23 protein-coding genes are annotated in these 18,223 nt (G+C 37.0%); all 23 read left to right on the top strand.

Annotated features, from left to right (window positions below):
* Positions 1-16: 16 nt before the first annotated feature.
* The 23 genes from QPK98_RS09205 (at position 17) to QPK98_RS09095 (ending at position 18,174) form a co-directional block, all read left to right on the top strand.
* Complete coding sequence (locus tag QPK98_RS09205) at positions 17-898, top strand: lysophospholipid acyltransferase family protein (protein WP_310992953.1); 882 nt, start codon at positions 17-19, stop codon at positions 896-898.
* A 51-nt stretch (positions 899-949) separates the two neighbouring features.
* Positions 950-1,861, top strand: a complete 912-nt coding sequence (locus QPK98_RS09200; protein WP_310992952.1) for a dialkylrecorsinol condensing enzyme DarA — start codon at positions 950-952, stop codon at positions 1,859-1,861.
* A 5-nt stretch (positions 1,862-1,866) separates the two neighbouring features.
* Complete coding sequence (gene darB / locus QPK98_RS09195; RefSeq protein ID WP_310992951.1) at positions 1,867-3,000, top strand: dialkylresorcinol biosynthesis protein DarB; 1,134 nt, start codon at positions 1,867-1,869, stop codon at positions 2,998-3,000.
* Positions 3,001-3,103: 103 nt separating this feature from the next.
* Positions 3,104-3,541, top strand: coding sequence for a hotdog family protein (locus tag QPK98_RS09190; protein WP_310992949.1), 438 nt, complete (start codon positions 3,104-3,106; stop codon positions 3,539-3,541).
* A gap of 89 nt (positions 3,542-3,630) precedes the next feature.
* Positions 3,631-4,095 carry a hotdog family protein gene (locus QPK98_RS09185; protein WP_310992947.1) on the top strand — a complete coding sequence of 155 codons (465 nt, stop codon included), beginning with the start codon at positions 3,631-3,633 and terminating at the stop codon, positions 4,093-4,095.
* Entirely contained in the window at positions 4,092-4,493 is a 402-nt protein-coding gene (gene DarG / locus QPK98_RS09180) for a flexirubin biosynthesis protein DarG (RefSeq protein ID WP_310992946.1), read from the top strand. The genes QPK98_RS09185 and DarG overlap by 4 nt, the downstream gene beginning before the upstream one ends.
* A gap of 147 nt (positions 4,494-4,640) precedes the next feature.
* Entirely contained in the window at positions 4,641-5,660 is a 1,020-nt protein-coding gene (darH, locus tag QPK98_RS09175) for a BtrH-related acyltransferase DarH (protein ID WP_310992944.1), read from the top strand.
* Positions 5,661-5,768: 108 nt separating this feature from the next.
* On the top strand, positions 5,769-6,512 hold the full coding sequence (locus QPK98_RS09170; protein ID WP_310992942.1) for an ABC transporter ATP-binding protein: 744 nt from the start codon (positions 5,769-5,771) through the stop codon (positions 6,510-6,512).
* The gene (locus tag QPK98_RS09165) at positions 6,505-7,770 is read left to right on the top strand and encodes an ABC transporter permease (protein WP_310992941.1); all 1,266 of its coding nucleotides are present in this window, start codon (positions 6,505-6,507) and stop codon (positions 7,768-7,770) included. Before QPK98_RS09170 ends, QPK98_RS09165 begins: the two co-directional genes overlap by 8 nt.
* On the top strand, positions 7,760-8,194 hold the full coding sequence (locus QPK98_RS09160; RefSeq protein WP_310992939.1) for an acyl-CoA thioesterase: 435 nt from the start codon (positions 7,760-7,762) through the stop codon (positions 8,192-8,194). Before QPK98_RS09165 ends, QPK98_RS09160 begins: the two co-directional genes overlap by 11 nt.
* On the top strand, positions 8,191-9,342 hold the full coding sequence (locus QPK98_RS09155) for a beta-ketoacyl synthase N-terminal-like domain-containing protein (protein WP_310993006.1): 1,152 nt from the start codon (positions 8,191-8,193) through the stop codon (positions 9,340-9,342). The genes QPK98_RS09160 and QPK98_RS09155 overlap by 4 nt, the downstream gene beginning before the upstream one ends.
* A gap of 29 nt (positions 9,343-9,371) precedes the next feature.
* Positions 9,372-10,445, top strand: coding sequence for a methyltransferase (locus QPK98_RS09150; protein ID WP_310992937.1), 1,074 nt, complete (start codon positions 9,372-9,374; stop codon positions 10,443-10,445).
* Between the two features lie 55 nt (positions 10,446-10,500).
* Entirely contained in the window at positions 10,501-11,118 is a 618-nt protein-coding gene (locus QPK98_RS09145; RefSeq protein WP_310993005.1) for a 3-oxoacyl-ACP synthase, read from the top strand.
* On the top strand, positions 11,115-11,372 hold the full coding sequence (locus QPK98_RS09140; RefSeq protein WP_310992935.1) for a phosphopantetheine-binding protein: 258 nt from the start codon (positions 11,115-11,117) through the stop codon (positions 11,370-11,372). Before QPK98_RS09145 ends, QPK98_RS09140 begins: the two co-directional genes overlap by 4 nt.
* A gap of 109 nt (positions 11,373-11,481) precedes the next feature.
* A complete protein-coding gene (locus QPK98_RS09135) occupies positions 11,482-12,684 on the top strand; it encodes a beta-ketoacyl-[acyl-carrier-protein] synthase family protein (protein ID WP_310992933.1) in 1,203 nt (400 codons plus the stop codon).
* 211 nt (positions 12,685-12,895) lie between these two features.
* Positions 12,896-13,165 (top strand): hypothetical protein, encoded by a 270-nt coding sequence (locus tag QPK98_RS09130; protein WP_310992932.1) that lies wholly within the window; start codon positions 12,896-12,898, stop codon positions 13,163-13,165.
* Positions 13,166-13,538: 373 nt separating this feature from the next.
* The gene (locus tag QPK98_RS09125; protein ID WP_310992931.1) at positions 13,539-14,603 is read left to right on the top strand and encodes a beta-ketoacyl synthase N-terminal-like domain-containing protein; all 1,065 of its coding nucleotides are present in this window, start codon (positions 13,539-13,541) and stop codon (positions 14,601-14,603) included.
* On the top strand, positions 14,597-15,373 hold the full coding sequence (locus QPK98_RS09120) for a polysaccharide deacetylase family protein (protein WP_310992930.1): 777 nt from the start codon (positions 14,597-14,599) through the stop codon (positions 15,371-15,373). The genes QPK98_RS09125 and QPK98_RS09120 overlap by 7 nt, the downstream gene beginning before the upstream one ends.
* Complete coding sequence (gene lolA2 / locus QPK98_RS09115) at positions 15,366-15,992, top strand: flexirubin biosynthesis/transport protein LolA2 (protein WP_310992929.1); 627 nt, start codon at positions 15,366-15,368, stop codon at positions 15,990-15,992. The genes QPK98_RS09120 and lolA2 overlap by 8 nt, the downstream gene beginning before the upstream one ends.
* Positions 15,970-16,596: a flexirubin biosynthesis protein LolB2 gene (gene lolB2 / locus QPK98_RS09110; protein WP_310992927.1), complete on the top strand. Its 627-nt coding sequence runs from the start codon at positions 15,970-15,972 to the stop codon at positions 16,594-16,596. The genes lolA2 and lolB2 overlap by 23 nt, the downstream gene beginning before the upstream one ends.
* A gap of 3 nt (positions 16,597-16,599) precedes the next feature.
* Entirely contained in the window at positions 16,600-16,965 is a 366-nt protein-coding gene (locus QPK98_RS09105; RefSeq protein ID WP_310992926.1) for an ApeI family dehydratase, read from the top strand.
* A 52-nt stretch (positions 16,966-17,017) separates the two neighbouring features.
* The gene (locus QPK98_RS09100) at positions 17,018-17,518 is read left to right on the top strand and encodes a hypothetical protein (protein ID WP_310992925.1); all 501 of its coding nucleotides are present in this window, start codon (positions 17,018-17,020) and stop codon (positions 17,516-17,518) included.
* A 5-nt stretch (positions 17,519-17,523) separates the two neighbouring features.
* Positions 17,524-18,174 carry a hypothetical protein gene (locus tag QPK98_RS09095; RefSeq protein ID WP_310992924.1) on the top strand — a complete coding sequence of 217 codons (651 nt, stop codon included), beginning with the start codon at positions 17,524-17,526 and terminating at the stop codon, positions 18,172-18,174.
* The last annotated feature ends 49 nt before the right edge of the window (positions 18,175-18,223 follow it).

Below are 18,223 nucleotides of genomic sequence, written 5' to 3'. Positions count from 1 at the left end.
TTTGCAATAGATTTTTATGGCGGGTGAATGGGAAGGCAAGAGCAAAGGCACCGTTTTAGGATATAAAATTTTTATATTTTTTATTACAAAATTAGGGGTTAGAGCCGCTTACGGGCTGCTCTACTTTGTAGCGCTATACTATGTTTTTTTTGCGGGCAAAAGCACCCGATCTATTTACTACTATTTCCGAAAAAGGTTAAAATATCCACAATTCAAGAGTGTTTTTAGTATTTATAAAAGTTATTACGTTTTTGGTAAGACTATTATCGACAAGGCCGCAATTTCCTCGGGCTTAAAAAACAGGTTTACCCATGAATGCGATGGGGTAGAAAACATTACACAGCTTTTAGACAAGCAACAGGGCGGAATTATGATAAGTGCCCATGTGGGTAATTTTGAGGTTGCCGAGTTTTTTTTTCAGGATATTGATACCAGATCGCAGATAAACTTGGTTACTACAGATGCCGAGCATCAACATATAAAGGAGTATATGGAAAAAGTTAGCCTTCGCTCCAATATAAAGTTTATTTTGGTGCGGGATGATATGTCGCATATATTCCAAATAAACAATGCACTAAGTAATGGTGAACTCGTTTGTTTTACGGGCGATAGGTACATGAAGGATCAAAAAGTATTGACTGAATCCTTATTGGGAAAAGAAGCAAATTTTCCCGCTGGCCCGTTTTTGTTGGCTAGCCGTTTAAACGTTCCGGTTTTGTTTGTATACGTAATGAAAGAAACTAACAAGCACTATCATCTTTATGCGCGAAAGACAGCTGTAAAAAATCGGGATGCACAAGGTTTGTTAAAGAAATATACCAAAAGCCTTGAATGGATGTTGGAAAAATATCCCTTGCAATGGTTTAATTATTTCGATTTTTGGGATACAGACGATTAACATTTTAAATTTGCCTGTAAGGCTTAAGCGATTCGTAGGTGTTTAATTAGTATGAAAGAAGTTTTAATAATATATTATTCCCAGACGGGCCAATTGACGGATATCTTAAAACGTATCGCCTCCACACTTTCTGATGAAAAAGTAAATATTACTTATTACGAGATTCTTCCGAAGAAAAAATTTCCATTCCCTTGGAAACAGGAAGCGTTTTACGGTGTATTTCCCGAAACATTTTTACAGATTCCTACGCCTTTAGAGCCTATTCCCGCTACAATACTTAAGAAAAAATACGATTTAGTGCTTTTGGGATATACCACTTGGTATTTAACGCCTTCCATACCTATAAATTCATTTTTGAAATCTTCCGAAGCTAAAAAGCTGCTTGCCAATACCCCGATTGTTACCGTATCAGCGAGCCGAAATATGTGGATTATGGCGCAGGAAAAGGTTAAAAAACTTCTGGTTGCCAATTCGGGAAAACTGGTGGGTAATATCGCTTTGGTTGATAGAAATTTGAACCATATAAGCGTGATTACAATCGTACATTGGTTAATAGGCGGTAAAAAAACCAAAATGCTGGGCATCTTTCCAAAGCCCGGGGTTTCTGATACTGATATTATGGATGCGTCCCGTTTTGGAACTCCAATAAAATCAGCATTGCATCAAAATGAATATACAGATTTGCAAACCAATTTGTTAGCAATTGGCGCTGTTAAGGTAGATCCGTCATTAATTGCCACAGATATTCGCGGAAACATGGTTTTTACCAAATGGGCCAATCACTTAATTAAAAAGGAAGGTCAAGAAAGAAAGAAATGGCTCGTTTATTTTAAATATTATTTGTTATTTGCAATATGGCTTATAGCTCCAATAGTATTTATTGTATTTTTGCTCACGTATCTCCCAATGTACCGTAAAATTCAGCGGGAAAAAGCCTATTATTCATCAGTTGGATTAAAGTAGAATTAATGAAGAACGTTTACATTACTAGAATTGCAAAATTTTTACCCAATGAACCTGTAGCAAATGAGGCTATGGAGGAAAAACTAGGCGTTATTAATGGAAAAACATCAAAAGCACGCCGGATTATCCTTCGGAACAACAAAATTAAAACCCGTTATTACGCTATTGATAAAGACGGGAATGTAACCCATAACAATGCGCAACTTACTGCAAAAGCGGTTGAGGCCTTATGTGATGCTGGTTTTAATAAAAACGAAATTGAATTGCTATCCTGTGGTACTTCCAGTCCAGACCAGATTCTTCCTAGCCATGCAACCATGGTCCATGGTTTTCTGGAAAATGGAAATTTAGAAGTAAACTCTCCATCTGGCGCGTGTTGCAGTGGTATGAACGCTTTAAAATATGGCTATATGGCCATAAAGTCTGATCAGGTTAAAAACGCGGTCTGTACCGGTTCTGAACGGACTTCCTCTTGGATGAAATCTGATATTTTTGAAGATGAGGTCTCCCATTTAAAAGAAGTAGAAGAACAACCCATTCTTGCTTTTAATAAAGAATTTTTACGTTGGATGCTCTCTGATGGTGCTGGAGCCGTACTTTTAGAGGCTGAGCCCAAAGGTGATACTCCGCTAAAAATTGAATGGATGGAAGGTTATAGTTATGCTTTTGAACTTAAAACTTGTATGTATGCTGGTGGTGAGAAGCAAGAAGACGGGAATCTAAAGCCATGGAGTGAATATCCTGCCGATTCTTGGGGTAAGATGTCACTTTTTGCCATGAAGCAAGATGTGAAATTGCTTGCTGAAAACATTCTTCAAAAAGGGGTGGCAAGTATGAAAGAAGCTTTAGAAAAACACAAGATTACAGAAGATGATATAGATTATTACCTGCCTCATATTTCGTCGTATTACTTTAAGGAAAACCTGTATAACGAAATTGAACGGCAAGGGCTTCATCTGCCTTGGGAAAAATGGTTTATAAACCTGGAGAAAGTTGGTAATGTGGGAGCGGGATCAGTATATCTTATGCTAGAGGAATTGGTACACTCTGGAAATCTTAAAAAAGGCGATAAAATATTGCTGCAAGTTCCAGAAAGTGCGCGGTTTGCATATTCCTATGCCTACTTAACGGTTTGTTGATGGAATCAATTAAGCTGTTTAGTCCAAGCGGTTTAAAAGGTGAAACTTTGCCTTACTCACTATGGTTTGGGTTTCAGCATGCTTCCTATAAATTAGTAATTCAATGAGCGATTTCAACAAAGCGATAACAGATAAGGATTTTGTAGGAAAATTAATTCCGCAGAAACCTCCATTTGTAATGGTTGATAAATTGCTTCATTTTGAGGATAATAAAGTGGTTGCTGGCTTAAAAATTTCTGAAGAAAACATTTTTACGCAACATAAAAAATTTACCGCTCCAGGCTTGATTGAGCACATGGCGCAAACGGTTGCTTTATATACGGGATATCAATATTTTTTAAAAAAGGAAGCTGCTCCGGTGGGTTATATTGGTGCTATTAAGAAGGCAGAGATAATTGAGCTTCCAGCTGCCGGGAAGGAGCTTGTTACAACTGTAGTTGTTCTTCATGATATTATGGGGGTTACGCTGGTAACTGTGGAAACTAGATGTGAAGAGAAAATAATTGCTTCTAGCGAAATGAAAACCGTATTGGCCGCTTAATATCACTTGTTCAAATTTTACTCAAAAAAATGATTAAACAATAGATTTAATATTTCCCAAAACCTTCTAAAGCATATAATTTTGAGTTTATGAAGACTACAGATGTTTCGCAAATTAATATTTCAAACTTCCTGCCGCATCGCAAACCAATGTTGATGGTGAATGCTGTATTAGAAATAGATGAAAATTCTGTAGCTACCCAATTCCATATTTTGGAAGATTGTATTTTTCTGAAAAATGGCAAGCTCACGGAAGCCGGATTAATTGAAAATGTAGCGCAGGCTGCATCAGGCGTGGTGGGACAAAGCTTTTTTGATAAAGATGATGTAAACGGAACCGGCAATAAACTTGTTGGTTATATCAGTGCTATTAAAAAGATTGAAATTCTTGAATTGCCCAGCCTTGGCGCAACAATTATTACCAAAGCAAAATTGCGTTCACGCATGGATACTGGCCAAATGACCATGTGTAGCCTTGAAACGGAAACTTTTCTCGATAAAAAATTAATTGTATCTTCTACTATAAATTTTTTAATTCACGAAGTAAGCAAATGAAGAAGAAAGAAGTACCCCAGGACAAAAGCAATTTAGAATCGGCAAATTTTCGCGAACTCTGTTATGCAGTAGATGAAAACGGTGAATACACTACTGAAAACAGCAGTGGATGGGAGCCAAAAACCGTTGCCCTGAGCAATGCAATAGAAGAAATTAACGCACGGATAGAGGCGGCTAAAGAGCGTGTAATTGCTGGTAAAACAAGCCCTATTGAATACTATATGGAGCTTCATAAAATGGATCTTGGTATTTTGGCCAGTTATGTAGGCCTCTGGAAATGGCGGGTAAAACGACACTTTAAACCTTCGGTGTTTAAAAGATTAAGAGATAGAACATTAAAGAAATATGCTGAGGTTTTTGATATTTCGGTTGCCGAATTAAAGAAATTTGCTCCATAAAAAACTTGCTTGTATAGGGGTTTGGTATTCTAGTTTAATATTTTGTACATAAAACATTGCGGTTTTAAGATAGCTTGAATTTCCTCCCATTGTTCCAAAGCCTTCGACAAAAATAAAATTTAAAAACGTTAACAATATACCAGAAATTTGAAAGAAGAAACAATAATAGATTTTACCCATCATCAAGCTGCCCATTGCGAAAACGGTGTGGTTTCAAATTTAATGAAGTACAAGGGCTTTAACGTCAGCGAACCTATGGTATTTGGAATTGGTAGTGGTTTGCTGTTTTTTTATATTCCATTTTTAAAAGTGAACCGGGCTCCTGTTTTAACTTACCGTGCAATGCCGGGGCATATTTTTAAAAAATTTGCAAAACGTACTGGGATTAAAATTAAGCGTGAAAAATTCAAGAATAAAAAAGATGCACAAGCGCGTTTGGATGAGAATTTGCTTCGGAATAACCCTGTAGGCCTACAAGTTGGCGTTTATAACCTCACGTATTTTCCAGATGAGTACCGTTTTCATTTCAATGCTCATAATATGGTGGTTTACGGAAAGCAAAATGGGCGTTATTTAATTAGTGATCCGGTAATGGAGGATGTTACTTCGCTTACTGAAAAGGAACTTGAAAAGGTGCGTTTTGCCAAAGGCGCTTTTGCTCCTAAAGGACATATATATTACCCCATTGATTTTCCCGAGAAGCTAAATCTAGAAACGGCCATAATAAAAGGTATAAAAGATACGTGTAAAACAATGCTTGCCCCGGTTCCTATTGTTGGGTATAAAGGTATCCGTACGGTTGCTGGCCTTATTCGAAAATGGCCAAAGAAAAATGGCGCTAAAAAAGCTAGTCATTATTTGGGGCAAGTGGTGCGAATGCAAGAAGAAATTGGCACCGGAGGTGGTGGTTTTCGGTATATTTATGCTGCATTTTTACAGGAATCAAGTAAATTGCTGGGAAATGAAAAACTAAACGAACTTTCTAAAGAAATGACCCAAATAGGAGATTTATGGCGCGATTTTGCCGTTGAGGCCTCCCGAATCTATAAAAACAGATCTCGAAACCTCGGAAGCCAAATAGATAGCTACAATCAAGTAGCCGACCAATTGGACCATATTGCCGACTTGGAAAAGGCTTTTTTTAAAAAACTGAAGAAAGCTATTTAGTTAGCAACAAGTGAAAATAGTGTCATTTGAATGCGTGCTCGGTATTATTATCAAATAGAAAAAACTTATATAAGCTTGTGTTGTTTTCCGTAAGGCGGAGTATTAATTATGATAGAAATTACCCAACTTTCAAAAAAATACAAATCGGCAGAAAATTATGCGGTCAACAACCTCAGTTTAACCGTGGCAGATGGCGAAATATACGGCTTGCTTGGGCCAAATGGCGCGGGGAAAACCACCTTGATTTCAATGCTAACTTCGCTATTAAAGCCAACTTCTGGCTCGTTTAGCATACACGGCCTTGATTTTAAAACCAATAAAAACCAATTAAGACAGTTAATTGGTATTGTACCACAAGAATACGCACTTTACCCAAACCTTACGGCCTTCGAGAATCTTCAGTATTTTGGAAGTATGTATGGCATTAAAGGAGAATCGCTAAAAAACTCCATTATGGAGCATTTGGAAATTATGGGGCTCTCAAAGTTTGCAAATAAAAAAACAGCTACTTTTTCTGGTGGAATGAAACGCAGGGTCAACTTAATTGCCGGAATTCTTCACCAGCCCAAAGTTTTATTTTTAGATGAACCTACCGTTGGCGTAGATGTGCAATCTAAAAATGTGATTATTGATCATTTAAAATTGATAAACAAGCAAGGTGCTACAATTGTTTATACCTCGCATCATTTAAATGAAGCCGAAACATTCTGCACGCACGTTGCGATAATTGATAATGGTGAGATTGTGGTAAAAGGAGTCCCTTCAAAATTGATAAAAAACCAAGCTGGTGCCCATAATCTTGAAGATGTATTTTTAACGCAAACCGGTAAAGGCCTTCGCGATTATGCATAAACTCTGGGCTTCAACATACAAGGAAATTCTGTTGCTGATCCGCGATTTGGGCGGTATTGCCATTCTATTTATAATGCCTTTACTGCTGTTAATTGTAATAACCTTGGTGCAGGACAGTACGTTTAAAACAATCAGCGATGTTAAAATCCCCGTACTTTTGGTAGATAACGATCAAGGGGAAGTTTCAAAAAGCATTATTGAAAACTTATCGGAATCTAACACTTTTGAAATACTTCTTAAAGATGAAGAAGCCAAGGCGAGAGATGCAGTTTTTGCGGGAAAATATCAATTGGCAATTGTAATTCCGGAGAATCTTTCGGTATCACTTCAAAAAAAAGTAGATCAGAATGTAGCGGGGATATTGTCGAAATTTGGAATGGAAGAAGATAGTCTAAAGCTGAAAAAGGAACTAATTCCACAAAATGAGGTTCGGCTTTATTTTGATCCCGCAACCCAAGTTAGCTTCAAGTCTTCGGTAAAAAACGGGATTGATAAGATGATTTCAAAAATTGAAACCCAAAACATCTACAAAACCTTTCAAACTGAGTTGGGCGAGGAGGTAGAACCCATTTTTGATACATCGGGTTTTATAGCTTTTAAGGAAATTCTACCCACAAAAAATAATAAAGAGGTTATTCCAAACTCTGCCCAGCATAATATTCCTGCGTGGACGCTTTTTGCCATTTTCTTTATCATCGTGCCACTTTCCATCAATATGGTAAAAGAGAAAAACCAAGGTACGTTTGTACGTTTACGAACCACACCAGTAAACTATGCCACTGTATTGGGTGGAAAGACGGTGGTTTATCTAGGAGTGTGTTTAATTCAGTTTACCTTAATGTTGTTATTGGGAATTTATCTTTTTCCAGCTATCGGGCTTCCGGGCATTGATGTGCATGGTAAATTGCCCCTACTTTATGTGGTGGCTCTTTTTGCCGGTTTGGCGGCCATTGGTTTAGGTCTGCTTTTAGGAACCATTGCAAAAACACAGGAACAAGCCGCTCCGTTTGGATCAACTTTGGTGGTAATTTTAGCTGCCATTGGCGGGGTTTGGGTTCCCGTTTTTGTAATGCCAAAATTTATGCAGCTCGTTTCAAAAGTTTCGCCAATGAACTGGGCCTTAGAGGCTTTTTATGATGTTTTCTTAAGAAATGTGCATTTTGCGGAAATTCTTCCTAAAATTTCGTTATTATTGTTATTCTTCCTTGCAACCATTAGTATTGCCATAATCTATAACCAAAGAAAGAATGCAGTCTGAGAATAATATTGAAATAAGTTTTACTTCTGAAATTCGAGTGCGTTTTACTGAAACCGATCCCTTGGGTATTGTTTGGCACGGCAATTATATACAGTACTTTGAAGACGGCCGCGAAGCTTTTGGCCGCGAACACGGCATATCGTACTTAGAGCAAAAAGAAAACGGCTACACCTCACCCATAGTAAAATCTTCCTGCGAGCATAAACTGCCCTTGCGTTACGGCGATGTGGCACGTATTAAAACCACATATATAGATTCGCGAGCTGCAAAAATGATTTTTCAATACAGAATTTTCGATCCCAAAGGTCGCCTCGTTTGTCTGGGCGAAACTACACAAGTTTTTTTAAATGAAATGGGCGAGCTCGTACTGACAAAACCACCGTTTTTTGCCAAATGGAAAGCGAAAATGGGACTCCTAACATGATTAAAACCTACCTATCATACAACAGTATTTTCAGCAGTCTAGGCTTTGACAGCAAAGGTGTTGTTGAGAATGTATTCAAGGGTATTTCGGGTTTGGAACATTATAACGACAGAGGCCTTCTGCCCGAACCTTTTTGTGCTTCAATGGTTTCTTCGGAAAAAGTAAAAGCGGAATTCAGTAAAATTGATGATCCAGGTAAGTTCACCAAGCTGGAACAAATGATGATTCTTTCGTTAAAGCAAGTTATTGATGCTTCAAAAATTTCCTTAGATAAAAAAGTGGGATTAATTATTTCAACCACTAAAGGAAACATTGATGTGCTTGAAAAAAAGAATGACTTCCCTGAAAACCGTGCTTATTTAAGCGAATTGGGAAGAACCATTCAAGAGTTTTTCGGTTTTAAAAACGAAGCGATAGTAATTTCAAATGCTTGTGTTTCGGGTGTTTTGGCTGTTTCGGCCGCAAAGCGCTTTATTTCAGAAGAGAAATACGACCATGTTTTTATTACCAGTGGCGATTTGGTTACAAAATTCATTCTTTCTGGGTTTAATTCATTTCAAGCCTTATCGGTAGAACCGTGCAAACCCTATGATAAAAACAGAGTAGGAATCAATCTTGGGGAAGTTAGCGCCAGTGTTTTTGTGACTTCAAAAAAGGGAAATCTTCCCAAAGAAGCCGTTGAAATATTGGGCGATGCTACGTGTAACGACGCCAATCATATTTCGGGGCCATCGCGTACGGGCGAAGGGCTTTATAGAAGTGTAAAAGTGGCAATGCAGGAAGCTAATGTTGAGGCTTCGGCAATTGATTATATTTCTGCTCACGGAACTGCAACTAGTTTTAATGACGAAATGGAAGCTATAGCATTTAATAGATTGGGACTGGAAAATGTACCTCTAAATAGTTTAAAGGGGTATTTTGGACATACTTTGGGGGCTTCGGGTTTATTGGAAACCATTGTAGGCATGCATGCTATGAAAGAGAATATTCTTTTTTCTTCCAAAGGGTTTTCCGAACTTGGGGTGTCAGAGAAAATTAGCGTCATAGAGACGAACACGTCAAAGGCGCTCCAGGTTTTTCTGAAAACGGCTTCAGGCTTTGGCGGCTGTAATACTGCAGTAATTTTAAAAGCTTACAATACAGAATAATCAACCATAACCAACCATAACCAATTGCAATGTCAAACTCAATTAAAAAAATGAATGCGCTGGAGGCCTTAGAAGAAGCCCATCGGATTGCTTTTGCACCCTTTGTTTTCCAGGCTTCGGTCTCGTTACGGAAACTCGGAATTCTCGACTATATTTTTGATCAAAGAAAAAATGGCGGCCCTACGGTTGAAGAAATTTCAGAAACCCTTAATCTGAGTCTGTATGGCGTTGGCGTACTTTTAGAAATTGCCTTGACCTCTAATATTGTCAGCAAGAATGAAAATAACACTTATGAGCTTACGAAAGTGGGTTATTTTTTAAGCTATAACGAAACCGCCAGTGTAAACCTTAATTTTACCCATGAGGTATGTTATAAAGGCTTGTTTCATTTAAATGAATCTATAAAAACCGGGAAACCAGAAGGGCTTAAGGAGTTAGGAAAATGGGGAACGATATACGAAGGGCTTTCACAATTGAAACCCGATGAGCAGAAAGCTTGGTTTGATTTTGATCATCATTATTCTGATGATATTTTTGCCGAAGCACTTGAAAAAATATTTGAGCGGAACCCAAAACAGCTTTTTGACATTGGCGGCAATACGGGCAAGTTTTCCATTAAATGTTGTGCTTTTAATAAGGATGTTGCGGTAACTATTGTAGATTTACCGGGCCAGTTAGATATGGCCATGGCCAATGCGGAGCGCAATGGCTATACAGATAGAATTTCTGGCCACGCTATTGATTGGCTTTCGGAAAAACCACAAATTCCCAATGGGGCCGACCTAATTTGGATGTGCCAGTTTTTAGATTGTTTTGCTGAAGATGAAATAGTAAAGGTTTTAAGCACCTGCGCCGCAGCCATGGATGACAAGGCCGAGTTGATAATTGTAGAAACCTTTACCGATAGGCAGGAATTTCGTGCTTCACAATTTATTTTGGAAGCTACATCGCTTTACTTCACGGTGCTTGCTAACGGAAACAGTAAGATGTACCCCGCTAGTGTTTTTTTAAAGCTGATTGCTAAGGCAGGCCTTGAATTACAGGAAGATATTGCGCTTGGTGATTACCACACCATGCTTGTTTGTAAAAAGAAAGTAGCATAATTAACCCTTGCGGAGAACCCGGAAAGTTAGAAAATGAATTTTTACCGTTAAAATGATGCAGCAGGAATTTTACATAAAGCGCTATTGTCATATTAAAAACCAGAGCCTATCGGTAAATGGAGATGAGATTTTTACAGATCAGGCTGATGATTTTCCCGACTTTATTAAAAACACGTACAAGTTTTTAAAAACGGATTATGCTAAGTTTTTTAAAATGGACAATTTGAGCAAGCTGGCTTTTTTGGCGGCTGATGTTCTTTTAAAGCAAGAAAACTTAAGTGAAACGGAAAATAATATTGCCCTTGTTTTTTCCAACAAAGCCTCCAGTTTAGACACAGACAGAAAGCATCAGGAAGCCATTGAAAATAAGACGGAATACTTTCCTAGCCCGGCAGTATTTGTTTATACACTGCCTAATATTTGTATGGGTGAGATAAGTATTAGGCACAAGCTGTTTTCTGAAAATAGTTTTTTTATCTTTGACCGCTTCAATGCCGAACATTTACAACTGTACGCCAATAATTTAATGCGAAATGGAAAGGCCGAAAAAGTACTTTGTGGATGGGTAGATTTTGATAAAAACAGCTATGAGGCTTTTTTGTACTTAGTTGATAATGAGGGTGGCGTTGAGAACAACAGTAAAGAAATAACGAGATTATACAATAGATTATGAGCGAATTAAAAGAAGAATTGAAGGTGAAAATTATAGAGCAGCTAAACCTTGAGGATGTTGCCGTTGCAGACATAGCAGACAACGATGCCTTGTTTGGTGATGGTCTTGGTTTGGACTCTATTGATGCTTTAGAGCTTATTGTAATGCTAGATAAGGATTACGGTATTCGTTTAAGCGACCCTAAAGAAGGTCGAAAGATTTTTGAATCTGTGCAAGTCATGGCAGATTATATTAAGGAACACCGCACAAAGTAAACTTTTTCTTATCCTGCAAAGTGAGGTGTATTGAGCTAGTTGATGTATTAATTTATGTATTACATCAAAGAAAACCTCTTTGTAGGGCTTACTCGCAACCTAAAATAAAATGAATAAAGGCGTAGCCATAACCGGAATGGGTATAATTTCTGCCATTGGAAACAATGTGGCGGAAAATTATGATGCGCTTATCAACGAAAGAAAAGGAATTACCAGAGTTGATAATATTGAAACGGTACAGCGCGATGAGATTATGGTTGGGGAAGTTAAATTGACCAATAACCAGTTGATTGCCCAGTTAAACTTACCGTCGTCTAATAACTATTCCCGAACTGCTATGCTCGGTGCTATTGCAGCCAAGGAAGCATTTGCCCATGCAAGGATTAGCGATGTTAAAAAATATAAAACCGGTATTGTGTCTGGCACCAGTGTAGGCGGTATGGATATGACCGAAAAATATTATTACGAATACCTTACCGAAAAAGAACCGCAAAAGTATATTGAAAGTCATCATGCAGGCGACTCTACTCAAAAAATAGCAGAGCAATTGGGTATTGAAGCCAGTTTGGTAACAACCATAAGTACTGCGTGCTCTTCGGCAGCAAATGCCATAATGCTTGGGGCGAGATTGATAAAATCTGGAAAACTGGATCGCGTTTTGGTTGGCGGTGCAGATTGTCTTTCAAAATTTACCATCAACGGTTTTAAGACTTTAATGATCTTGAGCGATACCTACAGCACGCCTTTTGATGAAAACAGAAAAGGATTAAATTTGGGTGAAGCTGCAGCATTTTTAGTTCTGGAAAGTGACAAAGTGGTTAAGGCTGAAAACAAAAAAGTGCTAGGTTATGTATCGGGCTATGGAAATGCAAACGACGCTTTTCATCAAACAGCCTCCTCAGAAAATGGAGATGGCGCCACTTTAGCGATGGAAAAAGCTTTAAAGGTTGCCGGTTTAGAAGCTTCAGAAATAGATTATATCAATGCCCATGGAACTGCTACAGGAAACAACGACCTTTCGGAAGGTCGGGCAATTCTGCGCGTTTTTGACAAGCAAATACCAGCATTTAGCTCTACAAAAGCCTACACCGGCCATACCTTAGCGGCCGCGGGAGCCATTGAAGCGGTTTATTCTATCTTGGCCTTACAGCACAATATAATTTTCCCAAATCTTAATTTTAAGACCCCCATGAAGGAATTCAATATGATTCCAGAAACGGCATTGAAGGAAAAAACCTTGAATACGGTGCTTTCTAACTCACTAGGTTTTGGCGGGAACTGTTCTACCTTGATATTTACAAAGGAAGCCTAATTTTCGTATTAGCTTATCTTTATAATTTAAGCATACATCATGAAAAGGCTTTTTATTATTGCAGGCTGTAACGGTGCCGGAAAAAACAACGGTTTCCTATACCATTTTGCCTGACATTTTGTAATGTGACGAGTTTGTAAATGCAGATGAAATAGTAAGAGGTCGTTCCCCATTCAATCCTGATAAAAATCCTTTTTAAGCTGCAAGACTTATGTTGAAGAGAATAAAGAATTTGATAAAAACCGGAAGCGATTTTGCATTTGAAACCACTTTGTCAACCAAAAGCAATAAGAATATTGTTGTTGAAGCTCAAAATATAATTATAAGACGCTATGAAAATGGTTTAAATAACTTTTTCAGTATCTTTAAACCTCTTGTGGATTTTTGGACTTTTATTGATGCTTCAGATGGTGCCTATATATTTATTGCCGAAGATGGCGGTTCGTTTGAAACAATAACGGGTTTGGAAATCCTTAAATGAAAAATATCATGACTGAAACTAAAAAAAAAGCAGAATTTAGATTTAAGTTGAACAAGGGATTTGATTTGACCTACCAAAGATTACTTACTTTTAAACGATATAAGTAAACTCCGTTAATAGTCTCGAAAAATAATAAAATAGTAGAAATTGATTCCGATGCTTTTGAACTTCAACTTAAGGGTTTAAAAGAAGCGAAGCCTTATCAAAAGCTACAAAAGATTGAATTTGTAAATGAACCTTTCAGAAAATCATCCCCAAAATAATAATAAAGGTTTTTTATCATTTATTTTATGTTTTACGTTTTCTCGTCCTAATTCAATTTATAAATCTTCTAAATTTACCCTTACGTAAGTCATACTAAGCAATTCCAAAAATGAAGAAAGTATATATAAACAGCGTCGCCTCTATTTCACCTCAAAAAACTTATGATAACAATAGTTTTTTGGAGGATATTATAGATTATAACGATACTGTAATTTCTGCCCACAATCCCGATTATAAAAAATACATCCCGCCGGCTGCAGCACGTAGAATGGCAAAAGGTATAAAAATGGGAGTGGTGGCTTCCAAAATTGCAACCCAGGAAGCTGGAGTTACAAATGTAGATGCTATTATTACGGGCACCGGAATGGGCTGTATGATAGATTCTGAAAAATTTGTAAGCGCCATTATAGATAATGAGGAACAGTATTTAACGCCTACATCGTTTATTCAAAGTACGCATAACACTGTTGCAGGCCAGATTGCGTTGGGGATGAAGTGTACGGCCTATAATTTTACTTATGTGCATTCCGCAATCTCGTTTGAATCGGCCTTGATGGATGCTAAAATGCAATTGGAAACTAATGAAGCTGATACGATATTAGTTGGCGGCGTTGAAGAGTTGGGTGCACATACAACCAATGTACATCGCGCAATTAACCATATAAAGCCAAAAAACGCTTCTGTTTCAACAGTTTTAGATTCTAAAACTGAAGGAGCGGTTTTTAGTGAAGGAGCCAATTTTTTTGTGGTTTCAAGCCAAAAAGAAAAAAGCTGTTATGCCGAATTGGTTGCAGTTGAAACGTTTAATACACTCCAAAAGGAAAAGGTTTCCGAAACAATAACACACTTTTTAAATGATAATAAGGTGAAGCTCGAGGATATAGATCTCGTTGTTTTAGGCAATAATGGCGATGTAGATTTTGATGGGTACTATCACGAGGTTTCTCAAGGTGTTTTTGACAAAACTCAACAAGTCTATTACAAACATTTGGTGGGGGAAAACAACACCGTTTCAGCTTTTGGGGTATGGTTAGCTTCAAAAATATTAAAATCGCAGTGCATTCCTGAAATTGTTAAGATTAACGACATTGAAACACCCAAGATGCGTACTGTATTGTGCTACAATCAATATCGCGGTCAAAACCACAGTTTAGTATTATTAAAAAAATGTTGAGATTTTACACCATAAACGCGCTGGCATTAGTATTCTTTTTCGGATTGCTACTACTGGGATTTTTTGGTGATGTTCCCACCTGGTTGTATGTTGTTTTTGTTTTTATTTGGGTTGCAATCACTGCCATAGGTTCTTTTCAGATTAGGTGGAACTATCATTTAGAAGCTTTAAATCACAACTATAAAACTTCAGAAAAACATGTTTCCATAACTTTTGACGATGGACCAAACGCAACCTTTACACCAAAAATTCTGGCGCTACTAAAGCAGCATCAGGCAAAAGCTACATTTTTTATAATTGGTAAAAATGCTGAAAAACACCCTAATATTGTGCGCCAAATAATTGAAGATGGGCACAGCATTGGCAATCATTCCTATTCGCATGCCAAAAACTTTGGATTTTTCTCTGCAAACAAAGTTGCTTCAGAATTAATGCATGCCAATTCAGTACTAAAGAAAATCACAGGAAAGGAGTTAAAAATGTTCCGACCACCTTTTGGAGTAACCAATCCGAACATTAAAAAAGCCTTGCAAAAAACCGACCATTTAGCGGTTGGTTGGAGCAAACGAAGTCTTGACACTACTAGTCTTTCCGAAGATAAAATAGTAAAAAGGATAACAAAAAACTTAAAAAGCGGCGATATCATTCTGCTTCACGATAGCACGGCAAAAAACCTTGCCGTAGTGGAACGGTTATTGTTATTTTTACAATCGCACAAATTACAGTCTGTTCCTGTTGATAGGCTGCTAGAAATTAGAGCTTATGCGTAATTATTTTCTATTATTTTTTATAGGTTTGGGTATTGTAGCCAATGCACAGGATCGCAAAATGAGTGCTTCAGAAGTTGCATCATTTAAGCAGGAGGTAATTGCTTCGGCAAAAACTACCACCACTATTACAAGTGATTTTGTGCAATATAAGCATCTTGATTTCTTGGCCGATGATGTAAAAACTTCCGGTAAAATGATTTTTAAAGCCCCTAACTTGGTAAAGTGGGAGTACACAGATCCGTATCAATACAGTGTTATTTTTAAGGAAGACAAGCTGCTAATTAACGATGGAGGTACTAAAAGTAAGGTGGACATTGGCAATAATAAACTTTTTAAAAAACTAAACCAATTGATTGTAAACAGCGTTAAGGGCAATATGTTTAACGATGCAGATTTTTCTATTTCGTTTTTTAAATCCGCAACCTACAATAAGGCCGTTTTTATACCAAAAGACAAGAAAATTGGAAATTATATTGCCTCGTTTGAACTGCTATTCCATAAAGATGATGCTCAGGTTTACGAAGTAAAAATGGTAGAGCCCTCTCAAGATTTTACCCGGATTATATTTGAAAACCGAATTTTAAACACACCAATTAATGATACGGTTTTTAATAATTAGTTTGCTGTTTGGAGCTCTGCTATCCTCCTGTTCGCTAAAGACCACTGAGGGCCTGCGGCAAGTTGGTTTTAATAGGGTTGAGGTAAACAACCCATACTTTTCAAACCCTACAATTGACTATGTTTACAAGGCTAAAATTCAATTGTATCGTAAAAATTTTGGTGGAATATTGATTCTAAAGAAATTGGGGCCTAAGAACCACCGTATAGTTTTTACCACGGAATTTGGAAGCAAGCTGTTCGATTTTCAGTTTGAAGGGGATAGCTTTACTAAACATTTTGTTGTTAAAGATTTAGACAAAAAGTTTATTATAAATACGCTTCGAAAGGATTTTAAATTGCTGATTACAGAGCGTGCAAAGGTTTCAGCTGTTTATTTAAAGGATAATCAACGCTTGTACAAAACCCAATCTGATGGAAGTTTCAACTTTTATTTTTTGGATGATGAAGCTGAAGTCTTGCAGAAAATTGTAAATACGTCTAAAACAAAAGAGAAAGTGGAGATCGGTTTTAATACTTATGAAAAAAAGGATATTGCAGACCGCATTTGTATCAAACACCACAACATCAAGCTTACAATAGAGTTGGAAAAATTTAAAAAATAAAATATGCTTATTGAAGGATTATATAAAGTTACTTCCACCGAAAAAACGGAAACTGGTATTTCGGCACAGATTCACTTAAACAAAGACCATGAAATTTTTAAAGGTCATTTTCCGGGAAATCCAGTGATGCCTGGGGTTTGTATGATTCAAATTATAAAGGAGTTAACCGAGGAGGCAACAGAAAAGGAACTGTTTTTATCGGTTTCTACAAACATAAAATTCATGGCGATTATCAACCCAGAAAAAAACCCTGATTTAAAGTTAGCTATTGCTATTAGCGAGGAGGACGGAGAAGTGAAAGTGAAGAACGTCACTTCTTTCGACGAAACAGTAGCGCTAAAGTTGAATGCTACATTTAAAGTTGTTTAATGGCCTTAAAATGCCTCAAAAACCATTAGACTTGGTTTAAAAGATAAAATTTATGCTTAAGAATTTAGTTGTATTCGGTTTCCTTTTGGTCTCTGTATATGCAAGTGCTCAAAGCTTAGCTGAAACCCGGACGCAATACCCAGAAGCTGTTAAAAATTCTGAAGTTGCCACCAAACTTGACGAGGAGCTTACAGATGTTAAACTCACAGACAAGCCTGTTTTAGCAGCATACAAAGGTGCTGCTTTAACACTTAAGGCGAAATTTGCGAAAGGTATAAAACACAAAAAAGAGTTTTTTAAAGAAGGAGTTTCTTTTATTGAAGCAGCTGTAAAAGCTGATAGTACTAATATTGAAATTCGTTATTTACGAATGTCTGTTCAGGAAAACTCCCCGAAAATTTTAGGCTACCATAAGGATGTTGCAGAAGATAAAGCGTTTATATTAAAGAATTATTCAGTTGTTTCCTCTAGGAATTTAAAGGATGCTGTCAAGAAATTTGTTTTGAATTCTGATAATTTTGATGCATCTGAAAAGGAAAAATTTTTAAACTAACTTATATGAAATATTACTACGTACTGCTTTTGTTCTTTTGTATTTCGAATTCTTTTTCTCAAGATATAATTATAACAAATGATGGAGAGCTCATCCAATCTAAAGTTGTTAAAATAACCACGGAGAGTGTTGAGTATAATAAATATAATAATTTAAACGGTCCCTTATATGTTTTGCCTGTTGATGCTATTGAAAGGATAAATTTTGAAAATGGAACGGTTGAGTCTTTTACCGCAAACGATGTCGATGAAAAGATTTCTATTGAAGATTTGAAGGAGTTAATTATAGATAGTATTGATAAACATGCATTTACTAAAAGTGGGAAATACAATTATAGTGCAGAATTTAATGGAAATGATATAAAACTTATTCCTCAAAAGGTTAGAACGAATGAAGTTGGTGAATACAAGCTTTATGAGTTGAGTGGGGTGTGTAACTTTCATGATATTTCATATCGAAAAGATGATGTCAGTTATATAAATATCATAATAAATGAGTATAATAATAGATATCTCGAAGGAGATACTTTGAGTAGATTTTCTCGGCAGACCGAAAAGGAACGTATGAAATTAGTTATTCTTGTAAAAGGGCACGACGAGGCAAAAGTTATCTATGACGCTTTAAAGAAATACAATCAGTATTTTAAGGAAAGTTAAATGCTATATTTGCTACACGTTTCTTGGGTTACATCGGTGTTATAGTTTG

It is taken from the genome of Aequorivita marina (assembly GCF_031631895.2).
In the GTDB taxonomy this organism is placed as follows: Bacteria; Bacteroidota; Bacteroidia; order Flavobacteriales; family Flavobacteriaceae; genus Aequorivita; species Aequorivita marina.
This window is presented reverse-complemented; position numbering and strand designations above follow the sequence as displayed.

Coding starts and splice junctions, on each gene's coding strand:
- QPK98_RS09205 (WP_310992953.1), top strand. CDS start 17: ATGGCGGGTGAATGGGAAGGCAAGAGCAAAGGCACCGTTTTAGGATAT.
- QPK98_RS09200 (WP_310992952.1), top strand. CDS start 950: ATGAAAGAAGTTTTAATAATATATTATTCCCAGACGGGCCAATTGACG.
- darB (WP_310992951.1), top strand. CDS start 1,867: ATGAAGAACGTTTACATTACTAGAATTGCAAAATTTTTACCCAATGAA.
- QPK98_RS09190 (WP_310992949.1), top strand. CDS start 3,104: ATGAGCGATTTCAACAAAGCGATAACAGATAAGGATTTTGTAGGAAAA.
- QPK98_RS09185 (WP_310992947.1), top strand. CDS start 3,631: ATGAAGACTACAGATGTTTCGCAAATTAATATTTCAAACTTCCTGCCG.
- DarG (WP_310992946.1), top strand. CDS start 4,092: ATGAAGAAGAAAGAAGTACCCCAGGACAAAAGCAATTTAGAATCGGCA.
- QPK98_RS09170 (WP_310992942.1), top strand. CDS start 5,769: ATGATAGAAATTACCCAACTTTCAAAAAAATACAAATCGGCAGAAAAT.
- QPK98_RS09165 (WP_310992941.1), top strand. CDS start 6,505: ATGCATAAACTCTGGGCTTCAACATACAAGGAAATTCTGTTGCTGATC.
- QPK98_RS09160 (WP_310992939.1), top strand. CDS start 7,760: ATGCAGTCTGAGAATAATATTGAAATAAGTTTTACTTCTGAAATTCGA.
- QPK98_RS09155 (WP_310993006.1), top strand. CDS start 8,191: ATGATTAAAACCTACCTATCATACAACAGTATTTTCAGCAGTCTAGGC.
- QPK98_RS09150 (WP_310992937.1), top strand. CDS start 9,372: ATGTCAAACTCAATTAAAAAAATGAATGCGCTGGAGGCCTTAGAAGAA.
- QPK98_RS09145 (WP_310993005.1), top strand. CDS start 10,501: ATGCAGCAGGAATTTTACATAAAGCGCTATTGTCATATTAAAAACCAG.
- QPK98_RS09140 (WP_310992935.1), top strand. CDS start 11,115: ATGAGCGAATTAAAAGAAGAATTGAAGGTGAAAATTATAGAGCAGCTA.
- QPK98_RS09135 (WP_310992933.1), top strand. CDS start 11,482: ATGAATAAAGGCGTAGCCATAACCGGAATGGGTATAATTTCTGCCATT.
- QPK98_RS09130 (WP_310992932.1), top strand. CDS start 12,896: ATGTTGAAGAGAATAAAGAATTTGATAAAAACCGGAAGCGATTTTGCA.
- QPK98_RS09125 (WP_310992931.1), top strand. CDS start 13,539: ATGAAGAAAGTATATATAAACAGCGTCGCCTCTATTTCACCTCAAAAA.
- QPK98_RS09120 (WP_310992930.1), top strand. CDS start 14,597: ATGTTGAGATTTTACACCATAAACGCGCTGGCATTAGTATTCTTTTTC.
- lolA2 (WP_310992929.1), top strand. CDS start 15,366: ATGCGTAATTATTTTCTATTATTTTTTATAGGTTTGGGTATTGTAGCC.
- lolB2 (WP_310992927.1), top strand. CDS start 15,970: ATGATACGGTTTTTAATAATTAGTTTGCTGTTTGGAGCTCTGCTATCC.
- QPK98_RS09105 (WP_310992926.1), top strand. CDS start 16,600: ATGCTTATTGAAGGATTATATAAAGTTACTTCCACCGAAAAAACGGAA.
- QPK98_RS09100 (WP_310992925.1), top strand. CDS start 17,018: ATGCTTAAGAATTTAGTTGTATTCGGTTTCCTTTTGGTCTCTGTATAT.
- QPK98_RS09095 (WP_310992924.1), top strand. CDS start 17,524: ATGAAATATTACTACGTACTGCTTTTGTTCTTTTGTATTTCGAATTCT.